14 protein-coding genes are annotated in these 15,300 nt (G+C 74.1%); 7 read left to right on the top strand and 7 right to left on the bottom strand.

What is annotated here, in order from left to right; genetic code table 11:
- Positions 1 to 14 precede the first annotated feature (14 nt).
- On the top strand, positions 15 to 674 hold the full coding sequence (locus tag CFP65_RS15155) for a response regulator transcription factor (RefSeq protein WP_305778272.1): 660 nt from the start codon (positions 15 to 17) through the stop codon (positions 672 to 674).
- Between the two features lie 49 nt (positions 675 to 723).
- Here CFP65_RS15155 and CFP65_RS15150 read toward each other — a convergent pair whose 3' ends face one another.
- On the bottom strand, positions 724 to 2,976 hold the full coding sequence (locus tag CFP65_RS15150; RefSeq protein ID WP_104816598.1) for a helicase-associated domain-containing protein: 2,253 nt from the start codon (positions 2,974 to 2,976) through the stop codon (positions 724 to 726).
- Positions 2,977 to 3,044: 68 nt separating this feature from the next.
- Between CFP65_RS15150 and CFP65_RS15145 the strand changes: the two genes are divergently transcribed.
- Positions 3,045 to 4,079 (top strand): ADP-ribosylglycohydrolase family protein, encoded by a 1,035-nt coding sequence (locus CFP65_RS15145; RefSeq protein WP_104816597.1) that lies wholly within the window; start codon positions 3,045 to 3,047, stop codon positions 4,077 to 4,079.
- A gap of 205 nt (positions 4,080 to 4,284) precedes the next feature.
- On the opposite strand, the gene CFP65_RS39985 is transcribed toward CFP65_RS15145, so the two are convergent.
- Positions 4,285 to 4,584: a hypothetical protein gene (locus CFP65_RS39985; protein ID WP_158702178.1), complete on the bottom strand. Its 300-nt coding sequence runs from the start codon at positions 4,582 to 4,584 to the stop codon at positions 4,285 to 4,287.
- On the opposite strand from CFP65_RS39985, the gene CFP65_RS15135 reads away from it, so the two are divergent.
- Complete coding sequence (locus CFP65_RS15135) at positions 4,567 to 5,055, top strand: hypothetical protein (RefSeq protein ID WP_158702177.1); 489 nt, start codon at positions 4,567 to 4,569, stop codon at positions 5,053 to 5,055. The two genes, CFP65_RS39985 and CFP65_RS15135, sit on opposite strands and share 18 nt — an antisense overlap.
- On the opposite strand, the gene CFP65_RS15130 is transcribed toward CFP65_RS15135, so the two are convergent.
- The 5 genes from CFP65_RS15130 to CFP65_RS15110 all read right to left on the bottom strand — a co-directional run bounded on the left by CFP65_RS15130 (position 5,052) and on the right by CFP65_RS15110 (position 11,023).
- Entirely contained in the window at positions 5,052 to 6,266 is a 1,215-nt protein-coding gene (locus CFP65_RS15130; protein ID WP_104816595.1) for a cytochrome P450, read from the bottom strand. The genes CFP65_RS15135 and CFP65_RS15130 overlap by 4 nt on opposite strands.
- Positions 6,267 to 6,324: 58 nt before the next feature.
- A complete protein-coding gene (locus tag CFP65_RS15125; protein ID WP_104816594.1) occupies positions 6,325 to 7,080 on the bottom strand; it encodes a Sir2 family NAD-dependent protein deacetylase in 756 nt (251 codons plus the stop codon).
- Between the two features lie 63 nt (positions 7,081 to 7,143).
- Complete coding sequence (locus CFP65_RS15120; RefSeq protein WP_371682533.1) at positions 7,144 to 8,337, bottom strand: DUF2786 domain-containing protein; 1,194 nt, start codon at positions 8,335 to 8,337, stop codon at positions 7,144 to 7,146.
- A 227-nt stretch (positions 8,338 to 8,564) separates the two neighbouring features.
- Complete coding sequence (locus CFP65_RS15115) at positions 8,565 to 10,220, bottom strand: transporter (protein ID WP_104816593.1); 1,656 nt, start codon at positions 10,218 to 10,220, stop codon at positions 8,565 to 8,567.
- Positions 10,217 to 11,023 carry an ABC transporter ATP-binding protein gene (locus tag CFP65_RS15110; RefSeq protein ID WP_104816592.1) on the bottom strand — a complete coding sequence of 269 codons (807 nt, stop codon included), beginning with the start codon at positions 11,021 to 11,023 and terminating at the stop codon, positions 10,217 to 10,219. The genes CFP65_RS15115 and CFP65_RS15110 overlap by 4 nt, the downstream gene beginning before the upstream one ends.
- Before the next feature lie 282 nt (positions 11,024 to 11,305).
- On the opposite strand from CFP65_RS15110, the gene CFP65_RS15105 reads away from it, so the two are divergent.
- The 4 genes from CFP65_RS15105 to fusA all read left to right on the top strand — a co-directional run bounded on the left by CFP65_RS15105 (position 11,306) and on the right by fusA (position 15,176).
- Positions 11,306 to 11,764, top strand: coding sequence for a DUF1707 and DUF4190 domain-containing protein (locus CFP65_RS15105; RefSeq protein WP_104816591.1), 459 nt, complete (start codon positions 11,306 to 11,308; stop codon positions 11,762 to 11,764).
- A 422-nt stretch (positions 11,765 to 12,186) separates the two neighbouring features.
- Positions 12,187 to 12,558 (top strand): 30S ribosomal protein S12, encoded by a 372-nt coding sequence (gene rpsL / locus CFP65_RS15100; RefSeq protein ID WP_014144289.1) that lies wholly within the window; start codon positions 12,187 to 12,189, stop codon positions 12,556 to 12,558.
- Between the two features lie 2 nt (positions 12,559 to 12,560).
- Entirely contained in the window at positions 12,561 to 13,031 is a 471-nt protein-coding gene (gene rpsG / locus CFP65_RS15095; protein ID WP_030457432.1) for a 30S ribosomal protein S7, read from the top strand.
- A 39-nt stretch (positions 13,032 to 13,070) separates the two neighbouring features.
- Positions 13,071 to 15,176 carry an elongation factor G gene (fusA, locus tag CFP65_RS15090; protein ID WP_104816590.1) on the top strand — a complete coding sequence of 702 codons (2,106 nt, stop codon included), beginning with the start codon at positions 13,071 to 13,073 and terminating at the stop codon, positions 15,174 to 15,176.
- The last annotated feature ends 124 nt before the right edge of the window (positions 15,177 to 15,300 follow it).

Here is a 15,300-nt window from a genome sequence, read left to right as displayed (position 1 = left end):
GGGCATTGATCAGGGTGGTGGTCGCGGACGACCAGGAGCTGGTGCGGGCCGGGTTCGGGATGATCCTGGACGCGCAGCCGGACATCGAGGTGGTGGCCGAGGCCGGCGACGGCGCGCAGGCCGTGGCGGCGGTGGCCGAGCACCGGCCGGACGTGCTGCTGCTTGACGTGCGGATGCCGGTGATGGACGGCCTGGAGGCCGCCAGGCAGGTCTGCGCCGGCCACCCGGAGACCAGGGTGATCATGCTGACCACCTTCGACATCGACGACTACGTCTACGACGCGCTGTACGCGGGGGCCAGCGGCTTCCTGCTCAAGGACGTCCGCCGGGACGACCTGGTGCACGGAGTCCGGATGGTCGCCTCCGGCGAGGCGCTGCTCGCCCCCTCGGTGACCCGCCGCCTGATCGGCGAGTTCGCCGCCCGCCGCCCGGGCGGCCCGGCCGCCGTGCCGCGCTCCCGGCTGCTCGACCAGCTGACCGGGCGGGAGCAGGAGACCCTGCGGCTGCTCGCCCGGGGCCTGTCCAACGCCGAGATCGCGGCCGAGCTGACGGTCAGCGAGCACACCGTGAAGACGCACGTGAGCAACGTGCTGGCCAAGCTGCACCTGCGCGACCGGGTGCACGCGGTGGTCTTCGCGTACGAGGCCGGGGCGGTCGTCGCGGGGGAGTCCTGAGGGCTGCCCGGGGCCCGGGGCCCGGGGCCCGGGACCCGGGGGGGGCCGGCTAGGGCCGTAGTTCGGGCAGCTGGCTGGTGGAGCGGAGCACGGGGGTGCGCTCCACCAGCGTGGTGCCGGTCCCGGCCTCCAGCACGGGGGCGTAGCCGGCCGCCCGCAGCCCGGCCAGGGTCTCGGCGGCGGAGACGGCCGTGAGCAGGACGGTCGGGGCGATCCGGCGCAGCCCCAGCGGCGCGAGGGCCCGGCTGTGCGCGAGCTCCAGGACGAGGGCCTCGTCCGTCGAGCACAGGCAGCAGGCGGTCTCGACCACCCGGATCCGACCGTGGGTGCGGGCCGTGTCGGCGATCAGGTAGGCGAGCGGCTGGGGGAGCCGGTGGCCGCCCTCGGCCACGGCCTCCAGCCCGGCGACCAGCTCCACCGGGTCGGCCCCCGCGTCCAGCGCCCGCCGCACGGAGGCCGGCCCGAACCGCCACACCACCGCCTGGCCCTCCGACTCCCGGTCGGCCACCGCGTCGAGCAGCTCCGCCAGCGCGGGCGCCGGGCGGCCGGCCACCAGGGCCGTCAGGTCGGCCTGGTACCGGGCGGTGCGCTGCGGGGGCGGCAGCTGGCCGGTGAGGGCTTCCCGCAAGCGGCTGACGGCTTCGGCGAGTGCGGGGTGACGGGAGAGGTCGGGGCCCGCGCCGGGGACGGCCGGGAAGTGCCGGGCCGCACCGGCGCGCAGCAGCCCGAGGACGGCGTGGCCGGTCGGAGTGAGGGCGCCCTCGGCGGCCAGGCCGAGCAGGTCGGCCTCGGCGAGGGTGGCGGCCACGGCCGCCGGGTCCGGGGCCGGGAGGAGCGGCTGCTGCCAGGCGAGGGCGTCGCGGACGTGGTGCACGGGGGTCGTCTCGGCGGAGGGTGCGGCCAGGCCTCGGCCCGGGGGAAGGGCGGCCAGGAGCTCCAGCGCGGAGCGGCGGAGCGGGACGGCGGTGGGGTCGTCCGGGGTGGCCAGTGCGCCGCCCTCCGGGGAGCGGGTGAAGACCGCCGGGGTGACGGCCCAGGTGGCGAGCAGCGGCACCAGACGCTCGGCGGGGGTGGCGGCCAGCCAGGCGTCGTACCGCTCGGTGGGGAGCAGCCGGAGGGTGCCGTCGGGCATCCGGTGGGGGGCGAGCAGGGCGGCGTTGGCGGCGAGGTCGATCCAGAGCCGGGTCTCGCGCTCGTCGGTGGCGAGGGCCTTGGCCAGCGCCTTGGCGTCGCGGACGGCCAGGCCGCCGGTGCGGCGCAGGGCCGGCGGCTCGGCGGCCGTGGTGCGCAGCAGCAGCTCGGCCCGGCCGGCCGCCTCGGCGGCCGCGGCCTGGGCCCGGCCCGGCTGACGGCTGGTCAGCGGGTGGGTCGGCGGGGCCGGCGGCGTGGGGGTGAACGGCAGCGGGGTGTCGCCGCGCAGGGCCGCACCGATCTCGTACGGCAGCTCGGCCAGCCCGCCCCCGACCGGCAACAGCAGGCCGCGCGCAGCCAGCCAGTGCTCACCCGGATCGACCGAACTGCCGTCGCTCAGCAGGTACTTGCCGTGGGTGCCCGGATCCGGCGCGAAGCAGCCGACCCGTACCCGGGGCGGCCCGGGCAGCAGGACGTCGAGCAACTCCACGGCCTCCGGCGGCGCTTGCGCCACCAGCCGCCGCAGCCGCTCGGCCTCGCCGAGGGCGGCGATGAGCCGTTCGAGGAGCCGTGCGGTCTGCTGGTCGGCAAGTGGGTCGGAGGCGTCCTGCGGGAGATCGGGCAGCCCGAGGGTGCGGGCGATCCGCCGCAGCTCGGCGGCCCGGTGCGCGGCGGGCAGCAGCTGCGCCAACGGCCTTCCCAGGCCCTGGAGTTCGGCGGCCCTGCGGTGCAGCACGGCCGGCACGGCCAGCTGCTCACCGGCCACCGGCAGCACCAGCGCCTGCGCCACCAGCCGGGCCAGCACCGGCTCGGCCGCCGGGCCCAACTCGGCCAGCAGCAGGGCTCTCGGCACCAGCCGCTCCCCGGGCTCCGGCGCCCGGCCCGCCGGGGCCCGCCGCACCGGGCCCGTGCCGGCGAACCCGACCGGCCCGTGCTGGTCGGTGGCGGCCGGGCCGTGCAGCCGGGCGGCCAGCGCCGCCACCGCGGTGAGGGTCTGGAGCTCCGGACGGTTGAGCGAACTCATCGCGGTGAGAACGGAGTTGGCGCCGAGCAGCTGGGTGGCGAGGTGCTCGGGGGTGGCGGGGGCGGCGCCGGGCACCTGGGGCAGGCCGCGCTGCGCCGCCAGTGCGGCCAGCCGCTCGGGAGTCAGGGAGCCCAGCCAGGCCGTCATCTCGTCCACGCTCCATTCTAGGAAGCGCGGGGCATGGGAAGCGCCGGGCAGTGGATAGGCTCGGCGGCATGGTCGAGTTCATCGCGCGGGTACGGGGTTCGTTGTTGGGCGGGGCGGTCGGGGACGCCCTCGGGTGGCCGGTGGAGTTCCAGGTGCTGGAGCGGATCCGGGACGAGTACGGGCCGGAGGGCATCACCGAGCTGCCCAAGCACGGGCAGGTCACCGACGACACCCAGATGACGCTCTTCACCGCCGAGGGCCTGATCCGTGGGCGGCTGCACGAGACCCGGCCGCCGGTGGCCGCGCTGCACGCCGCGTACCAGCGCTGGCTGCGCACCCAGTACGACGAGGCGCCCACCGCCCCGGACGGCTGGCTGGCCGAGCAGCCCTTCCTCTACGCCCGCCGCGCCCCCGGCAACGCCTGCCTGAGCGGCCTGGAGTACCACCGCGAGTTCACGCCCCCGGCGGCGCTCGGCGAGCCCGGCCCGGTCAACGCCCACTCCAAGGGGTGCGGCACGGTGATGCGGTCGGCCCCCTTCGGGCTGATCGGGCTCGGGCCGGAGGCCTCCTTCGAACTCGCCGCCCAGGCGGCCCAGTTGACCCACGGCCACCCGACCGGCTACCTCGCCGCCGGGGCCTTCGCGGCCCTGACCAGCCGGGTGGCGGCCGGGGCGCAGCTGCCCGAGGCCGTCGCCGCGACGATCGAGCAGACGGCGGCGCACCCCTCGGCCGAGGAGACCGTGGCCGCCCTCCGCCGGGCCGTCGCCATCGCGGCCGAGGGCACGCCGAGCTCCGAGTCGGTGGAGCGGGTCGGCCTCGGCTGGGTCGCCGAGGAGTGCCTGGCCATCGCCGTCTACGCGGCCCTCGCCGGAGCCGACGCCCGCCAGGCCGTGATCCTCGCGGCCAACCACTCGGGCGACAGCGACTCGACCGGAGCGGTCTGCGGCAACCTGGTCGGCGCCGCGTACGGCGAGGCCGGCCTCCCGGCGGAGTGGACCTCGGTGGTCGAGGGCCGCGAGGTGATCCTCCAGGTGGCCGAGGACCTGGTGGCGACGTTCACCACCGGCACCCGGGACGGTCTCGCGGCCCGCTACCCGGCCTGAGGCGGTCCGGCAGGAGCGGTGAGCAGGTAGGTCGGCGGCAGCGGGTCGGTGGGGCGGCTGGCGAGCAAGCGGGAGGCTCGGCCCGTCGGCCCGTCGGCCCGTCGGCCCGTCGGGCAGCTGACCGGTCAGGCAGTCGGTCAGTCGGGCAGCCGACCGGTCAGGCAGTCGGTCAGCCGGTCAGTCCGTCAGCCGGGCAGCCGACCGGTCAGGCCGTCGCCGCAGCCGCCGTCGCCGCCGTCGCCGCAGCCGCCGTCGCCGTCGCCGCCGCAGCCGCAGCCGCAGCCGTCGCCGTCGCCGCCGTCGCCGTCGCCGCCGCAGCCGTCGCCGTCGCCGCCGCAGCCGTCGCCGTCGCCGTCGCCGCAGCCGTCGCCGCCGTCGTCGCCGCCGCCGCCGCCGCCGCAGCGGCGGGAGCGGCGGGAGCGGTGGGAGCGGTGGGAGCGGTGGGGCAGCGGCCGGGGTGGGCGTAAGGGTGCTCATACTGGTGGCCATGACTGCCACGGCCCACCCCACCGTTCTCCGCCGGGCCCTCGCGCTGGTGGCTGCCGCCGGTGCCACGGCCCTGCTGGCGACCGGTTGCTCTTCCGGCGCGGCTGCGCCCGCCGCTACCCTCCGGCCGGCCACCCCGGGGGTGCTCTCGGTGCAGGGGCCGCGGTCGCACCTGGAGCTGACCGGCGCGAAGCTCGCGGGTGGGGCGCTCACGCTGACCGTGCGCAACGAAGGCCAGGTGGCCGAGCACCTGTCGATGGTGAGCACGGCGCCGGACGGCCGGGCCACCCTCGCCGGGAGCCAGGGGCCCGAGCACGCGCTCACCTCGGCCGGGGTGCTGATCAAGCCGGGCGAGACCGCCGAGTTCGGCGGCGCGCAGGGCCCGAGCATCACCTTCCCGCACCCGGCCGCCACCCACCCGGCCACCGTCGACACCATCCTGATCTTCAGCGTCTCCGGCCTGGTCCACCTGGACACCCCGGCGGGCTAGACCTCGACGACGAGCTCGCGCAGGCCCCGGATCACGTACCCGGGCTGCCAGGACGGCTCCCGGACCAGCCGCAGGCCCGGGGCCCGGCGGAGCAGGGCGCCGAAGGACTCGGTGAGTTCGAGCCGGGCCAGCGGGGCGCCGAGGCAGAAGTGGGCGCCGGCACCGAAGGAGATGTGCGGGTTGTCGGCGCGGGCGAGGTCGAGCCGGTCCGGGTCGGTGAAGCGGGCCGGGTCGCGGTTGGCGGAGCCGAAGAGCAGGGCGACCTCGGCGCCGCGCGGGATGGTCACCCCGCCGATCTCGATCTCGTCGAGCACCCAGCGCTCGAAGAGCTGCAGCGGGGTGTCCCAGCGCATCAGCTCCTCCACGGCGGTGGGCAGCAGCCCGTCCACCGCGCCGCGCAGCCGGGCCAACTCGCCGGGGTGGCGGAAGAGCGCCCACCAGCCGTTGCCGGTGGTGTTGACGGTGGCCTCGTGGCCGGCGTTGAGCAGCAGCACGCAGGTGGAGATCAGCTCCTGCTCGGTGAGCGCCTCGCCCTCGTCGTGGGCCTGGACGAGCTCGCTGAGCAGATCCGCCCCGGGGTCGGTGCGGCGCAGCCGGATCAGCCCGCGCAGGTAGTCGGAGAACTCGGTGCTGGCCGCCACCGCGCGGCGGGCCGTCTCCGGCGTCGGGTCGAGCTCGAACATGCCGGTGATCGCGGACGACCAGGGCCGCAGCAGGCCCCGGTCGGCGGCCGGCACGCCGAGCAGCTCGGCGATCACGGCCACCGGCAGCGGCTCGGCCACCTCGGCGATCAGATCGCCGCCGCCGGCCGCCAGCAGGCCGTCGACCAGCTCGCCGGCCAGCGCGGCCACCGTCGGGCGCAGCGCCTCGACCGTCCGCGGGGTGAAGACCTTGGTGACCAGGCGGCGGATCCGGGTGTGGTCGGGGCCCTCCAGGTCGAGCAGGCCGTGGTCGTTCAGGGTGTGGAACGGCTCGTGCGCCGGATCCGGCTCGGGGCGGCCGAACTCGGCGTGGCTGAACCGGTGGGTGTAGCTGCGGCCGAGCCGCCTGTCCCGCAGCAGCGCGTTGACCTCGGCGTACCGCGGGACGAGCCACTGCCCGGTCGGCTCGTACCGCACCACCGGCGCCCGCTCCCGCAGCGCCGCGTACGCCTGGTACGGCTCGGCCACGAACGCCGCCGACCCCGGATCGAACCCCAGCACCTCGACCACACCCCTCTCGTCACGACCGTCACGACACGTCAGAGCGGCGCCATCGTACGCACCGCCCTCAGCCGAACTCCCCGGCCAGCACGCGGCCGACCAGCGCGGGCAGCGCGGTGGAGATCGGCTCGCGGATCACCTCCTCGGCGAGGTGGTCGTACGGGGTCTCCTCGGCGTTGACGATCACCAGCCGGGCGCCGGCCTCGGCGGCGAGGCGGACCAGGCCGGCCACCGGATACACCTGGAGGGTGGAGCCGATCGCCAGGAAGAGCTGGCTGGCCTGGGCCACCGACTCGGCCTTGGCCAGCAGCTCGGTGTCGAGCAGCTCGCCGAACATCACGGTGGCGGGCTTGAGCACTCCGCCGCAGGCCAGGCAGGCCGGGTCGGGCTCGCCGGCCGCGACCCGGGCCAGCGCCTCGGCCATCGGGGTGCGGGCCGCGCAGTCGAGGCAGTCCACCTCCTGGGCGGTGCCGTGCAGCTCGAACACCTTGCGGTCGGGCAGCCCGGCCCGCTGGTGCAGCCCGTCCACGTTCTGGGTCAGCACCCGCAGCGGCACCCCGGCCCGCTCCAGCTCCACCAGCGCGCGGTGGCCCGCGTTCGGCTCGGCGGTCAGCGTCTCCGCCTCCTGACGCAGCAGCCAGGAGCGGCGGCGGATCTCCGGGTCGGCGACGTAGTACTGGTAGGTGACCAGCTTCTCGGCCCCCGGCTCCCGCCGCCAGAGCCCGTTCGGCCCCCGGTAGTCCGGGATCCCGGAGTCGGTGGAGATGCCGGCCCCGGTGAGGGCGGCGATCAGGGGGCGGCGGGGCGCGGCGTCACGGCTCATGCCACCGGACGCTACGGGCCCGCCCGCCCCGGCGCGAGCAATTTCCGTCAGCCGGCCCGGGCCTCAGCGCCGGATGGCGCCCTTGCGGCCGTGCAGGTCGGCCCGGTCGGCGGCGGCCCGCCCGGCCGTCCAGCCCTCGCCGTCGGAGACCCGGACGCGCTGGGCGGTGAGCTTGGGGAACATCCGGGTGATGGTCCGGTCCACGGCGGCCTCCCGGGCGGCCAGCGCGGGCAGCAGCCGGGAGTCCTCGGTGGCCCGGGTGGCCTCCTCGGTGGCGGCCGCCAGGCGCTCGCGGATCCGCGCCGCGTAGGCGACCAGGAAGGACTGGCGGAACGCCTTGGTGCGGGAGGCGCCGTCCAGGTGCTGCCGGCTGCCGGCCCGGTGCATCGCCGACGTCGCCTGCACCAGCAGCGAGGTGTAGAGCAGCTCCACCCCGTCCAGGTCACCGTCGAAGCCGACGATGGTGCAGAAGCCGAACTCCTTCGCCCAGACCACCCGGCAGCGGTTGGCCCCCGCCACCGCGTCCAGCAGCATCGTCTTCGGGCTCTCGTACGGGTTGTCCACACCGATCCGCAGCGCCGCCGGGGTGGCGGCGGTCGGCCGCCCCACGGCCAGCAGGGCCTCGTCGATCGAGTGCTGGGCCATCAGCTGCTGGGCCTTGGCGGTGAGCGCCTCGGCCTCCTCCGGGTACTCGGTGGACTCGGCCTTGGCCAGCAGCGCGCGGATCCGGGAGAGCATCCGGGGCTCGCCCTCCACCGGGCCGACCGGACGGGCCGGGGTGGCGCCCGGCGCCGGGCCGACCGGGGTGATCGGCGGCAGCACGGCCCAGGCCCGGAAGAGCTCCAGCACGGCGGTGGCCAGCGCGAAGCGGTCCAGCCGGTGCCGGGCGGCGAACTCGCCCAGGTACGCCTCGTCCGGGCCCCACCAGACCTCCACGGCGAGCTCGCGCAGCTGCTCCTGCCAGCGCCGGTCCAGCGTGGCGGCGCCGTGGCGGCGGCCCTCGGCGGCGATCAGGTCCACCGCGAGCGCCAGGTGCACCGGGCCGAGCGAGCGCCGCACCACCCGGACCAGATCGGCCGGCCGCCAGCCCACCGTCCAGGCCCGGCCGACGGCCTGCTCGGCGTGCCCGAGCACCGCCCGGCTCACCGCCGGCCACCGCTCGGCCGAGGCCGCGAGCAGCGAGGCCCCGCCGTCCAGCGCCCGGTCCAGGCGCTTGGGCTGCGCGGCGACCACGTCCTGGACGGCCTGCGCCAGCAGCGCCTCCGTCCCGCCTTGCTCGTTCACGCCACGCTCTCCCTCGCTCCGGCCCACCCCGCCAATGATGCCGGGTGCGGCCGCCCGGGCGGCGGGCCGGGCAGACGGGGGCGGGGAACGGAGGGTCGGGACCAGGCGCAGCGGCGCCGATAGGCCGGGCGCGGCGGCCCGCCCGGGCGGTGCAGCCACGGGCACCGGCCTCCGGCCGGCCGGAGCGCCGGGGCACGGTGTCAGCTGCTGCGCTCCACCGCCACCGCGAGGATCTCCGGCAGCCTTTGCAGCAGCCGCTCGGCGGCCGTCCGGACCCCGACCACGGCCAGCAGGGCGCCGTACAGCGGGCCGACCAGCAGCACCGGCCAGGTGGGGGAGTCGGTGCCGGCCAGCACGCCCAGCAGGACGCCGACCGGGGCGGTCAGCACGGCCACCCCGACCATCGAGCCGAAGCTGTTGAGCAGCACCACCCCGCTCTGGCCGGGCGCGGCGTTGCGCATCGGGTTGCTGTCGGCGGGCATGGTGTACGGCGCGAGCACGCTGAGCATCGCGCCCAGGCCGAGGCCCGAGCCGAGGCCGGCCAGGGTGAGGCCGAAGGCGGCGGGCAGCTGCCCCCACTGGCCGGTGGCGGCGGCCAGGACCAGGGCCAGCACCAGCACGCTGGGCACCGCGTACGCGACCACCGCGAGCGCCCGGCCGCGCAGCTCGTCCCGGGCGTCCCGCCGGGTGGCGATGGTCGAGGCGACCATCCAGAACGCCGAGCCGTCCATGCCGAACAGGTTGACCATCTGCAGCCCGAGCATCAGCCCGGCCACCGCGACCACGTACACCGAGCTCCAGCCCTGCACCACCGAGAGCACGCAGAAGACCAGCGTCATGCCGATGCTGGTGAAGACGGCGGCCTTGGCCCGGGGCTCGCGCCAGGCGTACCGCAGGTGCCGCTGCATCGCCGCGCCGGCCCGGCCGGGCGGCAGGATGCCGGTGAGCCGGGAGCGGGAGACCGAGGCGGTGTCGATCTGGGTGGAGGCGTCGGCCGTCACCATCAGCTGCTGGAGCGTGCCGCCCCACCAGCGCAGCAGCAGCGCCAGCAGCGCGGCGGCCAGCGCGAGCTGGGCCACGGCGGTGCCGTAGGCGCCGTCCCCGGCGCTGCGCGCGGCGTCGATCGCGCTGACCGGCGGCACCCAGCGCAGCACGCTCGCCACCGGGTGCAGCCCGGAGAGGTCCAGGGAGCCCTTCCCGCCGAGGACGCTCTGCGAAAGGATGTTGCCGCCCTGGATCAGCAGCGCGAAGAGCAGGCCGCCGAAGATCGCGAAGTCCTTGCCCCGGCGGGAGGAGAGCAGCCGGGCGTTGCCGGCCGCGACGGCCCGGGAGAGCGTGACCAGGGTGACCAGCGCGAGCGGCACCCCGAGCACCGCGAACGGCACGGCCGCCGCGCCGGTGGCGGCGGCGATCACCGCGCCGGTCAGCAGCAGGGTGGTGAGCACCGGGCCGGGCCCGATCAGCGCGCCGAGCAGGGTGCCGCGCAGCATGGCGCGCGGGCGCAGCGGCAGCATGGTGAGCCGGGTCGGGTCGGCGCTCTCGTCGGTGCTGAACAGGAAGAGCGGCAGCGCGGCCCAGGACAGGGTCATCCCGGAGACCAGCAGCGCGGCGGCGTCGGCCGCGCCCGCGTGCCCGTGCAGGAAGGCGAAGGCCGTGGCGATCAGCCCGACGAACAGCAGGCCGATGCCGGTGCCCACCAGGTAGACCGCCCGGCGCTGCGGGCTGCGCCGCAGGCCGTTGGCGAGCAGCCGGAGCTTGAGCCGGACGAGCGTGCGGACGACCTCGCGGTCGGCCGGCAGGGGGTGGCGATCCGCCGGCCGGGCGGCCGGGTCGGCCCCGAGGTCGGTGCGGCTCATCGCTCGCCACCCGCGGGGTCGTGGGCGGCGGCGCCGCCGAGCCAGCCGAGGGCCGCGCCGTCGTCCTCGCGGACGCCGATCAGCTCCAGGAAGACGGAGTGCAGCGAGCGGTCGCCGCGGACGGCGTCCAGTGGACCCTGGGCGATGATCTGACCGGCGTTCACCACGGCCACCCAGTCGCAGAGCTGCTCGACCAGCTCCATCACGTGGCTGGAGAAGACCACGGTGGAGCCGGCCGCGGCGTACCGCTTGAGCACGCCCCGGATGGTCTGGGCCGAGACCGGGTCCACGCCCTCGAACGGCTCGTCGAGGAAGAGCACGTCGGGGTTGTGCAGCAGCGCGGCGGCCAGGCCGATCTTCTTGCGCATGCCGGTGGAGTAGTCGGCCACCAGCTTGTCGGCGGCGCCGAGCAGGTCGAGCACGGTGAGCAGCTCCTCGGCCCGGCGGTCCACCTCGGCGCCCGGCAGGCCGCGCAACCGGCCGTTGTACTGGAGCAGTTCGCGCCCGCTGAGGCGCTCGAACATCCGCAGGCCCTCCGGCAGGATGCCGATCCGGGCCTTGACCGCCACCGGGTCGGCCCAGACGTCGGCGCCGTGCACCAGCACGGTGCCGTGGTCGGGGCGGAGCAGGCCGGTGGCCATCGACAGGGTGGTGGTCTTGCCGGCGCCGTTGGGGCCGACCAGACCGATGAAGGAGCCCGCCGGCAGGTCGAGGGTGAGCCCGGCGACGGCGGTGTGCTCGCCGAAGCGCTTCCACAGGTTGTGGATGCTCACGGCGGCGGTCGGTGGTGTGGTCGCCTGCATGGCGCTGGTCCCCCTGCTTGGTGCCTGGTCCGGACTGGGGTCCGGAGCCTCTTCGCCGACAGCCTCTCACCGCCCGCCGCCGGGCCGGAATCCGCCGGTCGGCCGGTGTGTCGCCGCCGTTCGGGTGGATCCGTGCCCCGTCGGCGCGCCCGGGTTGCAACTAACGCGCGGGCCCGTTCGTCCTGCACCATGACAGTGGGGGCGCACGGGGCGTCCCGTCGCCGTGGGAGGTGCCTGGTGGACGTGCAGCCGTGGGGTCAGCCTCCGCAGCCCCATCCGGGGATGCGTGCCGCGCAGACCGACCGCGACCGGGCGGTGGACGTGCTCAAGGCCGCCTACGCCGAGGGCCGGCTGACCGCCGAGGAGTACTCCCAGCGGTTCGACTGGGCCAGTGCGGCCAAGACCTACGGCGAGCTGGCCCAGCTCACCGCCGACCTCCCGGCCGGCCCGCTGGGCGGTCTCCCGCCGGGTGTGCCGCAGACCTTCTTCCCTGCCGCGCCGCCGAAGGCGCCCACCAACCCGATGGCGGTGGCCTCGCTGGTGCTCGGCGTGCTCTGCCTGCCCACCATGGGCCTGCTGGGCCTGCCCGCGGTGATCACCGGCCACATCGCGTCCCGGCAGCTCAAGCAGCGCCGCCAGGAGGGTGAGGGCCTGGTCACGGCCGCCCTGGTGCTCGGCTGGATCTCGGTCGCCGGCTGGGCGCTGCTGGCCCTGGTCGCCGTGTTCGCGGGCGGCCACTGACCGGTCGCGGGCCGGCTGCCCCGCGGCCCGCCGCGGATCCGGCTCGCCAGGTGGTCCCGGCTCGCCCGGAGCGGCCGTCTGTGGTAAGACGGCAGCTACCCCGTTGCGCCACTCGGGTGTCCCGTCCCCGTCGGCGCCGAGCTGCGGCGTTGCATTTGTTTTGACCGGCGCCGATGCGCTAGGTACGCTCTGACCTTGTGCCTGGGGTGTCCCCGGGTCCTTGTGCGTGCAAGCACACCGGCCGATGCCGCCGGAGTACGCAGTACTCCGGTGTCGCGAGCGCCGTCGCTGTGCACATCAGCTCACGGGATTCCGCGATTCCTCCTCCAAGAGGCTCAACACACCCGACCGCGTGGGTCGGAGAGTTGGGGTCACCGCAGGTTAGTTTTACGCAGCCTTGGCACACAGAAAACGGAGAAACGGTGCCTACGATCCAGCAGCTGGTCCGAAAGGGCCGGCAGGACAAGGTCGAGAAGAACAAGACGCCCGCGCTGAAGGGCTCCCCCCAGCGCCGTGGCGTTTGCACGCGTGTGTACACCACCACCCCGAAGAAGCCGAACTCCGCGCTTCGTAAGGTGGCCCGTGTGCGCCTCACCAGCGGGATCGAGGTCACCGCCTACATTCCGGGCGAGGGCCACAACCTGCAGGAGCACTCCATCGTGCTGGTCCGCGGTGGCCGTGTGAAGGACCTTCCTGGTGTCCGCTACAAGATCATCCGCGGTTCGCTCGACACCCAGGGTGTCAAGAACCGCAAGCAGGCTCGTAGCCGCTACGGCGCCAAGAAGGAGAAGTAAGAATGCCTCGTAAGGGTCCTGCCCCGAAGCGCCCGGTCATCATCGACCCGGTCTACGGCTCGCCGCTCGTCACCTCGCTGGTCAACAAGATCCTGCTGCACGGCAAGCGCTCCACCGCCGAGCGGATCGTGTACGGCGCCCTCGAGGGCGTCCGCGAGAAGACCGGTGCCGACCCCGTGGTCGCCCTCAAGCGCGCGCTCGAGAACGTCAAGCCGACCCTCGAGGTCAAGTCCCGCCGCGTCGGTGGCGCCACCTACCAGGTGCCGGTCGAGGTCCGTCCGGGCCGCGCCAACACCCTGGCGCTCCGCTGGCTCGTCGGTTACTCCCGCGCCCGTCGCGAGAAGACCATGACCGAGCGTCTGCTCAACGAGATCCTCGACGCCAGCAACGGCCTCGGTGCTTCCGTGAAGCGTCGCGAGGACACCCACAAGATGGCCGAGTCCAACAAGGCCTTCGCGCACTACCGCTGGTAGTCCGAACCCCGTCACTAGACAGAGAGAGAACGAGCCACCATGGCTGCAACCTCCCTTGACCTCGCCAAGGTCCGCAACATCGGGATCATGGCGCACATCGACGCGGGCAAGACCACCACCACCGAGCGGATCCTGTTCTACACCGGTGTCTCGTACAAGATCGGTGAGGTCCACGATGGCGCTGCCACCATGGACTGGATGGAGCAGGAGCAGGAGCGCGGCATCACGATCACGTCGGCCGCGACGACCTGTCACTGGACGCTCGATGACAGCGACCACACCATCAACATCATCGACACCCCGGGTCACGTCGACTTCACCGTCGAGGTGGAGCGTTCGCTGCGCGTCCTCGACGGTGGCGTGACGGTGTTCGACGGTGTCGCCGGTGTCGAGCCCCAGTCCGAGACCGTGTGGCGGCAGGCTGACCGCTACGGTGTCCCGCGCATCTGCTTCATCAACAAGCTGGACCGCACGGGCGCCAACTTCTTCTTCTGCGTGCAGACCATCGTGGACCGCCTCGGCGCGACCCCGCTGGTGATGCAGCTCCCGATCGGTGCCGAGTCCGACTTCGTCGGCGTCGTCGACCTGGTGAAGATGAAGGCCCTGGTCTGGTCGCCCGAGGCGACCAAGGGCGAGATGTACGACACCGTCGACATCCCGGCCGACCTGGTCGACCAGGCCGAGGAGTACCGCGAGGCGCTCCTCGACACCGTGTCGAACGTCAGCGACGAGGTGATGGAACTCGCCATGGAGGGCGAGGACATCCCCGAGGAGCTGCTGGTCGCCGCGATCCGCAAGGGCACCCTGGAGTCGGCCTTCACGCCGATCTTCTGCGGCTCCGCCTTCAAGAACAAGGGCGTCCAGCCCCTGCTCGACGCGGTCGTGAAGTACCTGCCGTCGCCGCTCGACATCGAGGGCATCGAGGGCACCAAGCCGGGCAACGACGAAGAGAAGATCGTCCGCCAGGCTTCGGACGACGAGCCGCTCGCCGCGCTTGCGTTCAAGATCATGTCCGACCCGCACCTGGGCAAGCTCACCTTCGTTCGCGTCTACTCCGGGCGTCTCGAGGCCGGCACCGCCGTCCTCAACTCGGTGAAGGGCAAGAAGGAGCGCATCGGCAAGATCTACCGGATGCACGCGAACAAGCGTGAGGAGATCGACTCGGTGGGCGCCGGCGACATCGTCGCCGTCATGGGTCTCAAGCAGACCACCACCGGCGAGACCCTGTCCGACGAGAAGCAGCCGGTCATCCTGGAGTCCATGGACTTCCCGGCCCCGGTCATCCGCGTCGCGATCGAGCCGAAGTCCAAGGGCGACCAGGAGCGGCTCGGTACCGCCATCCAGCGTCTGGCCGAGGAGGACCCGTCCTTCCAGGTCAACACGGATGAGGAGACCGGCCAGACCATCATCGCGGGCATGGGCGAGCTGCACCTCGAGGTGCTGGTCGACCGTATGAAGCGTGAGTTCAAGGTCGAGGCCAACGTCGGCAAGCCGCAGGTCGCCTACCGCGAGACGATCCGCAAGGCCGTCGAGCGTATCGACTACACGCACAAGAAGCAGACCGGTGGTTCGGGTCAGTTCGCGAAGATCCAGATCGCGATCGAGCCGATCGAGGCCGGCGAGGGCTACGAGTTCGTGAACAAGGTCACCGGTGGCCGCGTCCCGAAGGAGTACATCCCTTCGGTCGACGCCGGCTGCCAGGAGGCCATGGAGTTCGGTGTGCTCGCCGGCTACCCGCTGCAGGGCGTCCGCGTGACGCTCCTCGACGGTGCCTCGCACGACGTCGACTCCTCCGAGCTCGCGTTCAAGATCGCTGGCTCCATGGCGTTCAAGGAAGGTGCCAAGAAGGCCTCGCCGGCTCTGCTCGAGCCGATGATGGCCGTCGAGGTCACCACCCCCGAGGACTACATGGGTGACGTGATCGGCGACATCAACTCCCGCCGTGGCCAGATCCAGGCCATGGAGGAGCGTCACGGTGCTCGCGTCGTCAAGGCGCTGGTGCCGCTCTCCGAGATGTTCGGCTACGTCGGTGACCTGCGCAGCAAGACCTCTGGTCGCGCGAGCTACTCGATGCAGTTCGACTCGTACGCCGAGGTTCCGCGGAACGTGGCGGACGACATCATCGCCAAGTCCAAGGGCGAGTGACTCCCGTAATCGGGACGTTTCACAACCTCTAGGCTATTAGGAGGCGAACCGGGGGAATCCACGCGATTCCCCCGGGTCTCCTCCGCCCAAACCGCGGGACGGTGCGGGTCGCCAACCGGTGGCC

This window comes from Kitasatospora sp. MMS16-BH015, assembly GCF_002943525.1.
GTDB lineage: Bacteria > Actinomycetota > Actinomycetes > Streptomycetales > Streptomycetaceae > Kitasatospora.
This window is presented reverse-complemented; position numbering and strand designations above follow the sequence as displayed.

Excerpts from the sequence above, each read along its gene's own strand:
- CFP65_RS15150 (WP_104816598.1), bottom strand. The coding sequence starts at position 2,976 with ATGACGGCCTGGCTGGGCTCCCTGACTCCCGAGCGGCTGGCCGCACTG.
- CFP65_RS15105 (WP_104816591.1), top strand. The coding sequence starts at position 11,306 with ATGCGTGCCGCGCAGACCGACCGCGACCGGGCGGTGGACGTGCTCAAG.
- rpsG (WP_030457432.1), top strand. The coding sequence starts at position 12,561 with ATGCCTCGTAAGGGTCCTGCCCCGAAGCGCCCGGTCATCATCGACCCG.
- CFP65_RS15110 (WP_104816592.1), bottom strand. The coding sequence starts at position 11,023 with ATGCAGGCGACCACACCACCGACCGCCGCCGTGAGCATCCACAACCTG.
- fusA (WP_104816590.1), top strand. The coding sequence starts at position 13,071 with ATGGCTGCAACCTCCCTTGACCTCGCCAAGGTCCGCAACATCGGGATC.
- CFP65_RS15125 (WP_104816594.1), bottom strand. The coding sequence starts at position 7,080 with ATGAGCCGTGACGCCGCGCCCCGCCGCCCCCTGATCGCCGCCCTCACC.
- CFP65_RS15115 (WP_104816593.1), bottom strand. The coding sequence starts at position 10,220 with ATGAGCCGCACCGACCTCGGGGCCGACCCGGCCGCCCGGCCGGCGGAT.
- CFP65_RS15145 (WP_104816597.1), top strand. The coding sequence starts at position 3,045 with ATGGTCGAGTTCATCGCGCGGGTACGGGGTTCGTTGTTGGGCGGGGCG.
- CFP65_RS15135 (WP_158702177.1), top strand. The coding sequence starts at position 4,567 with ATGACTGCCACGGCCCACCCCACCGTTCTCCGCCGGGCCCTCGCGCTG.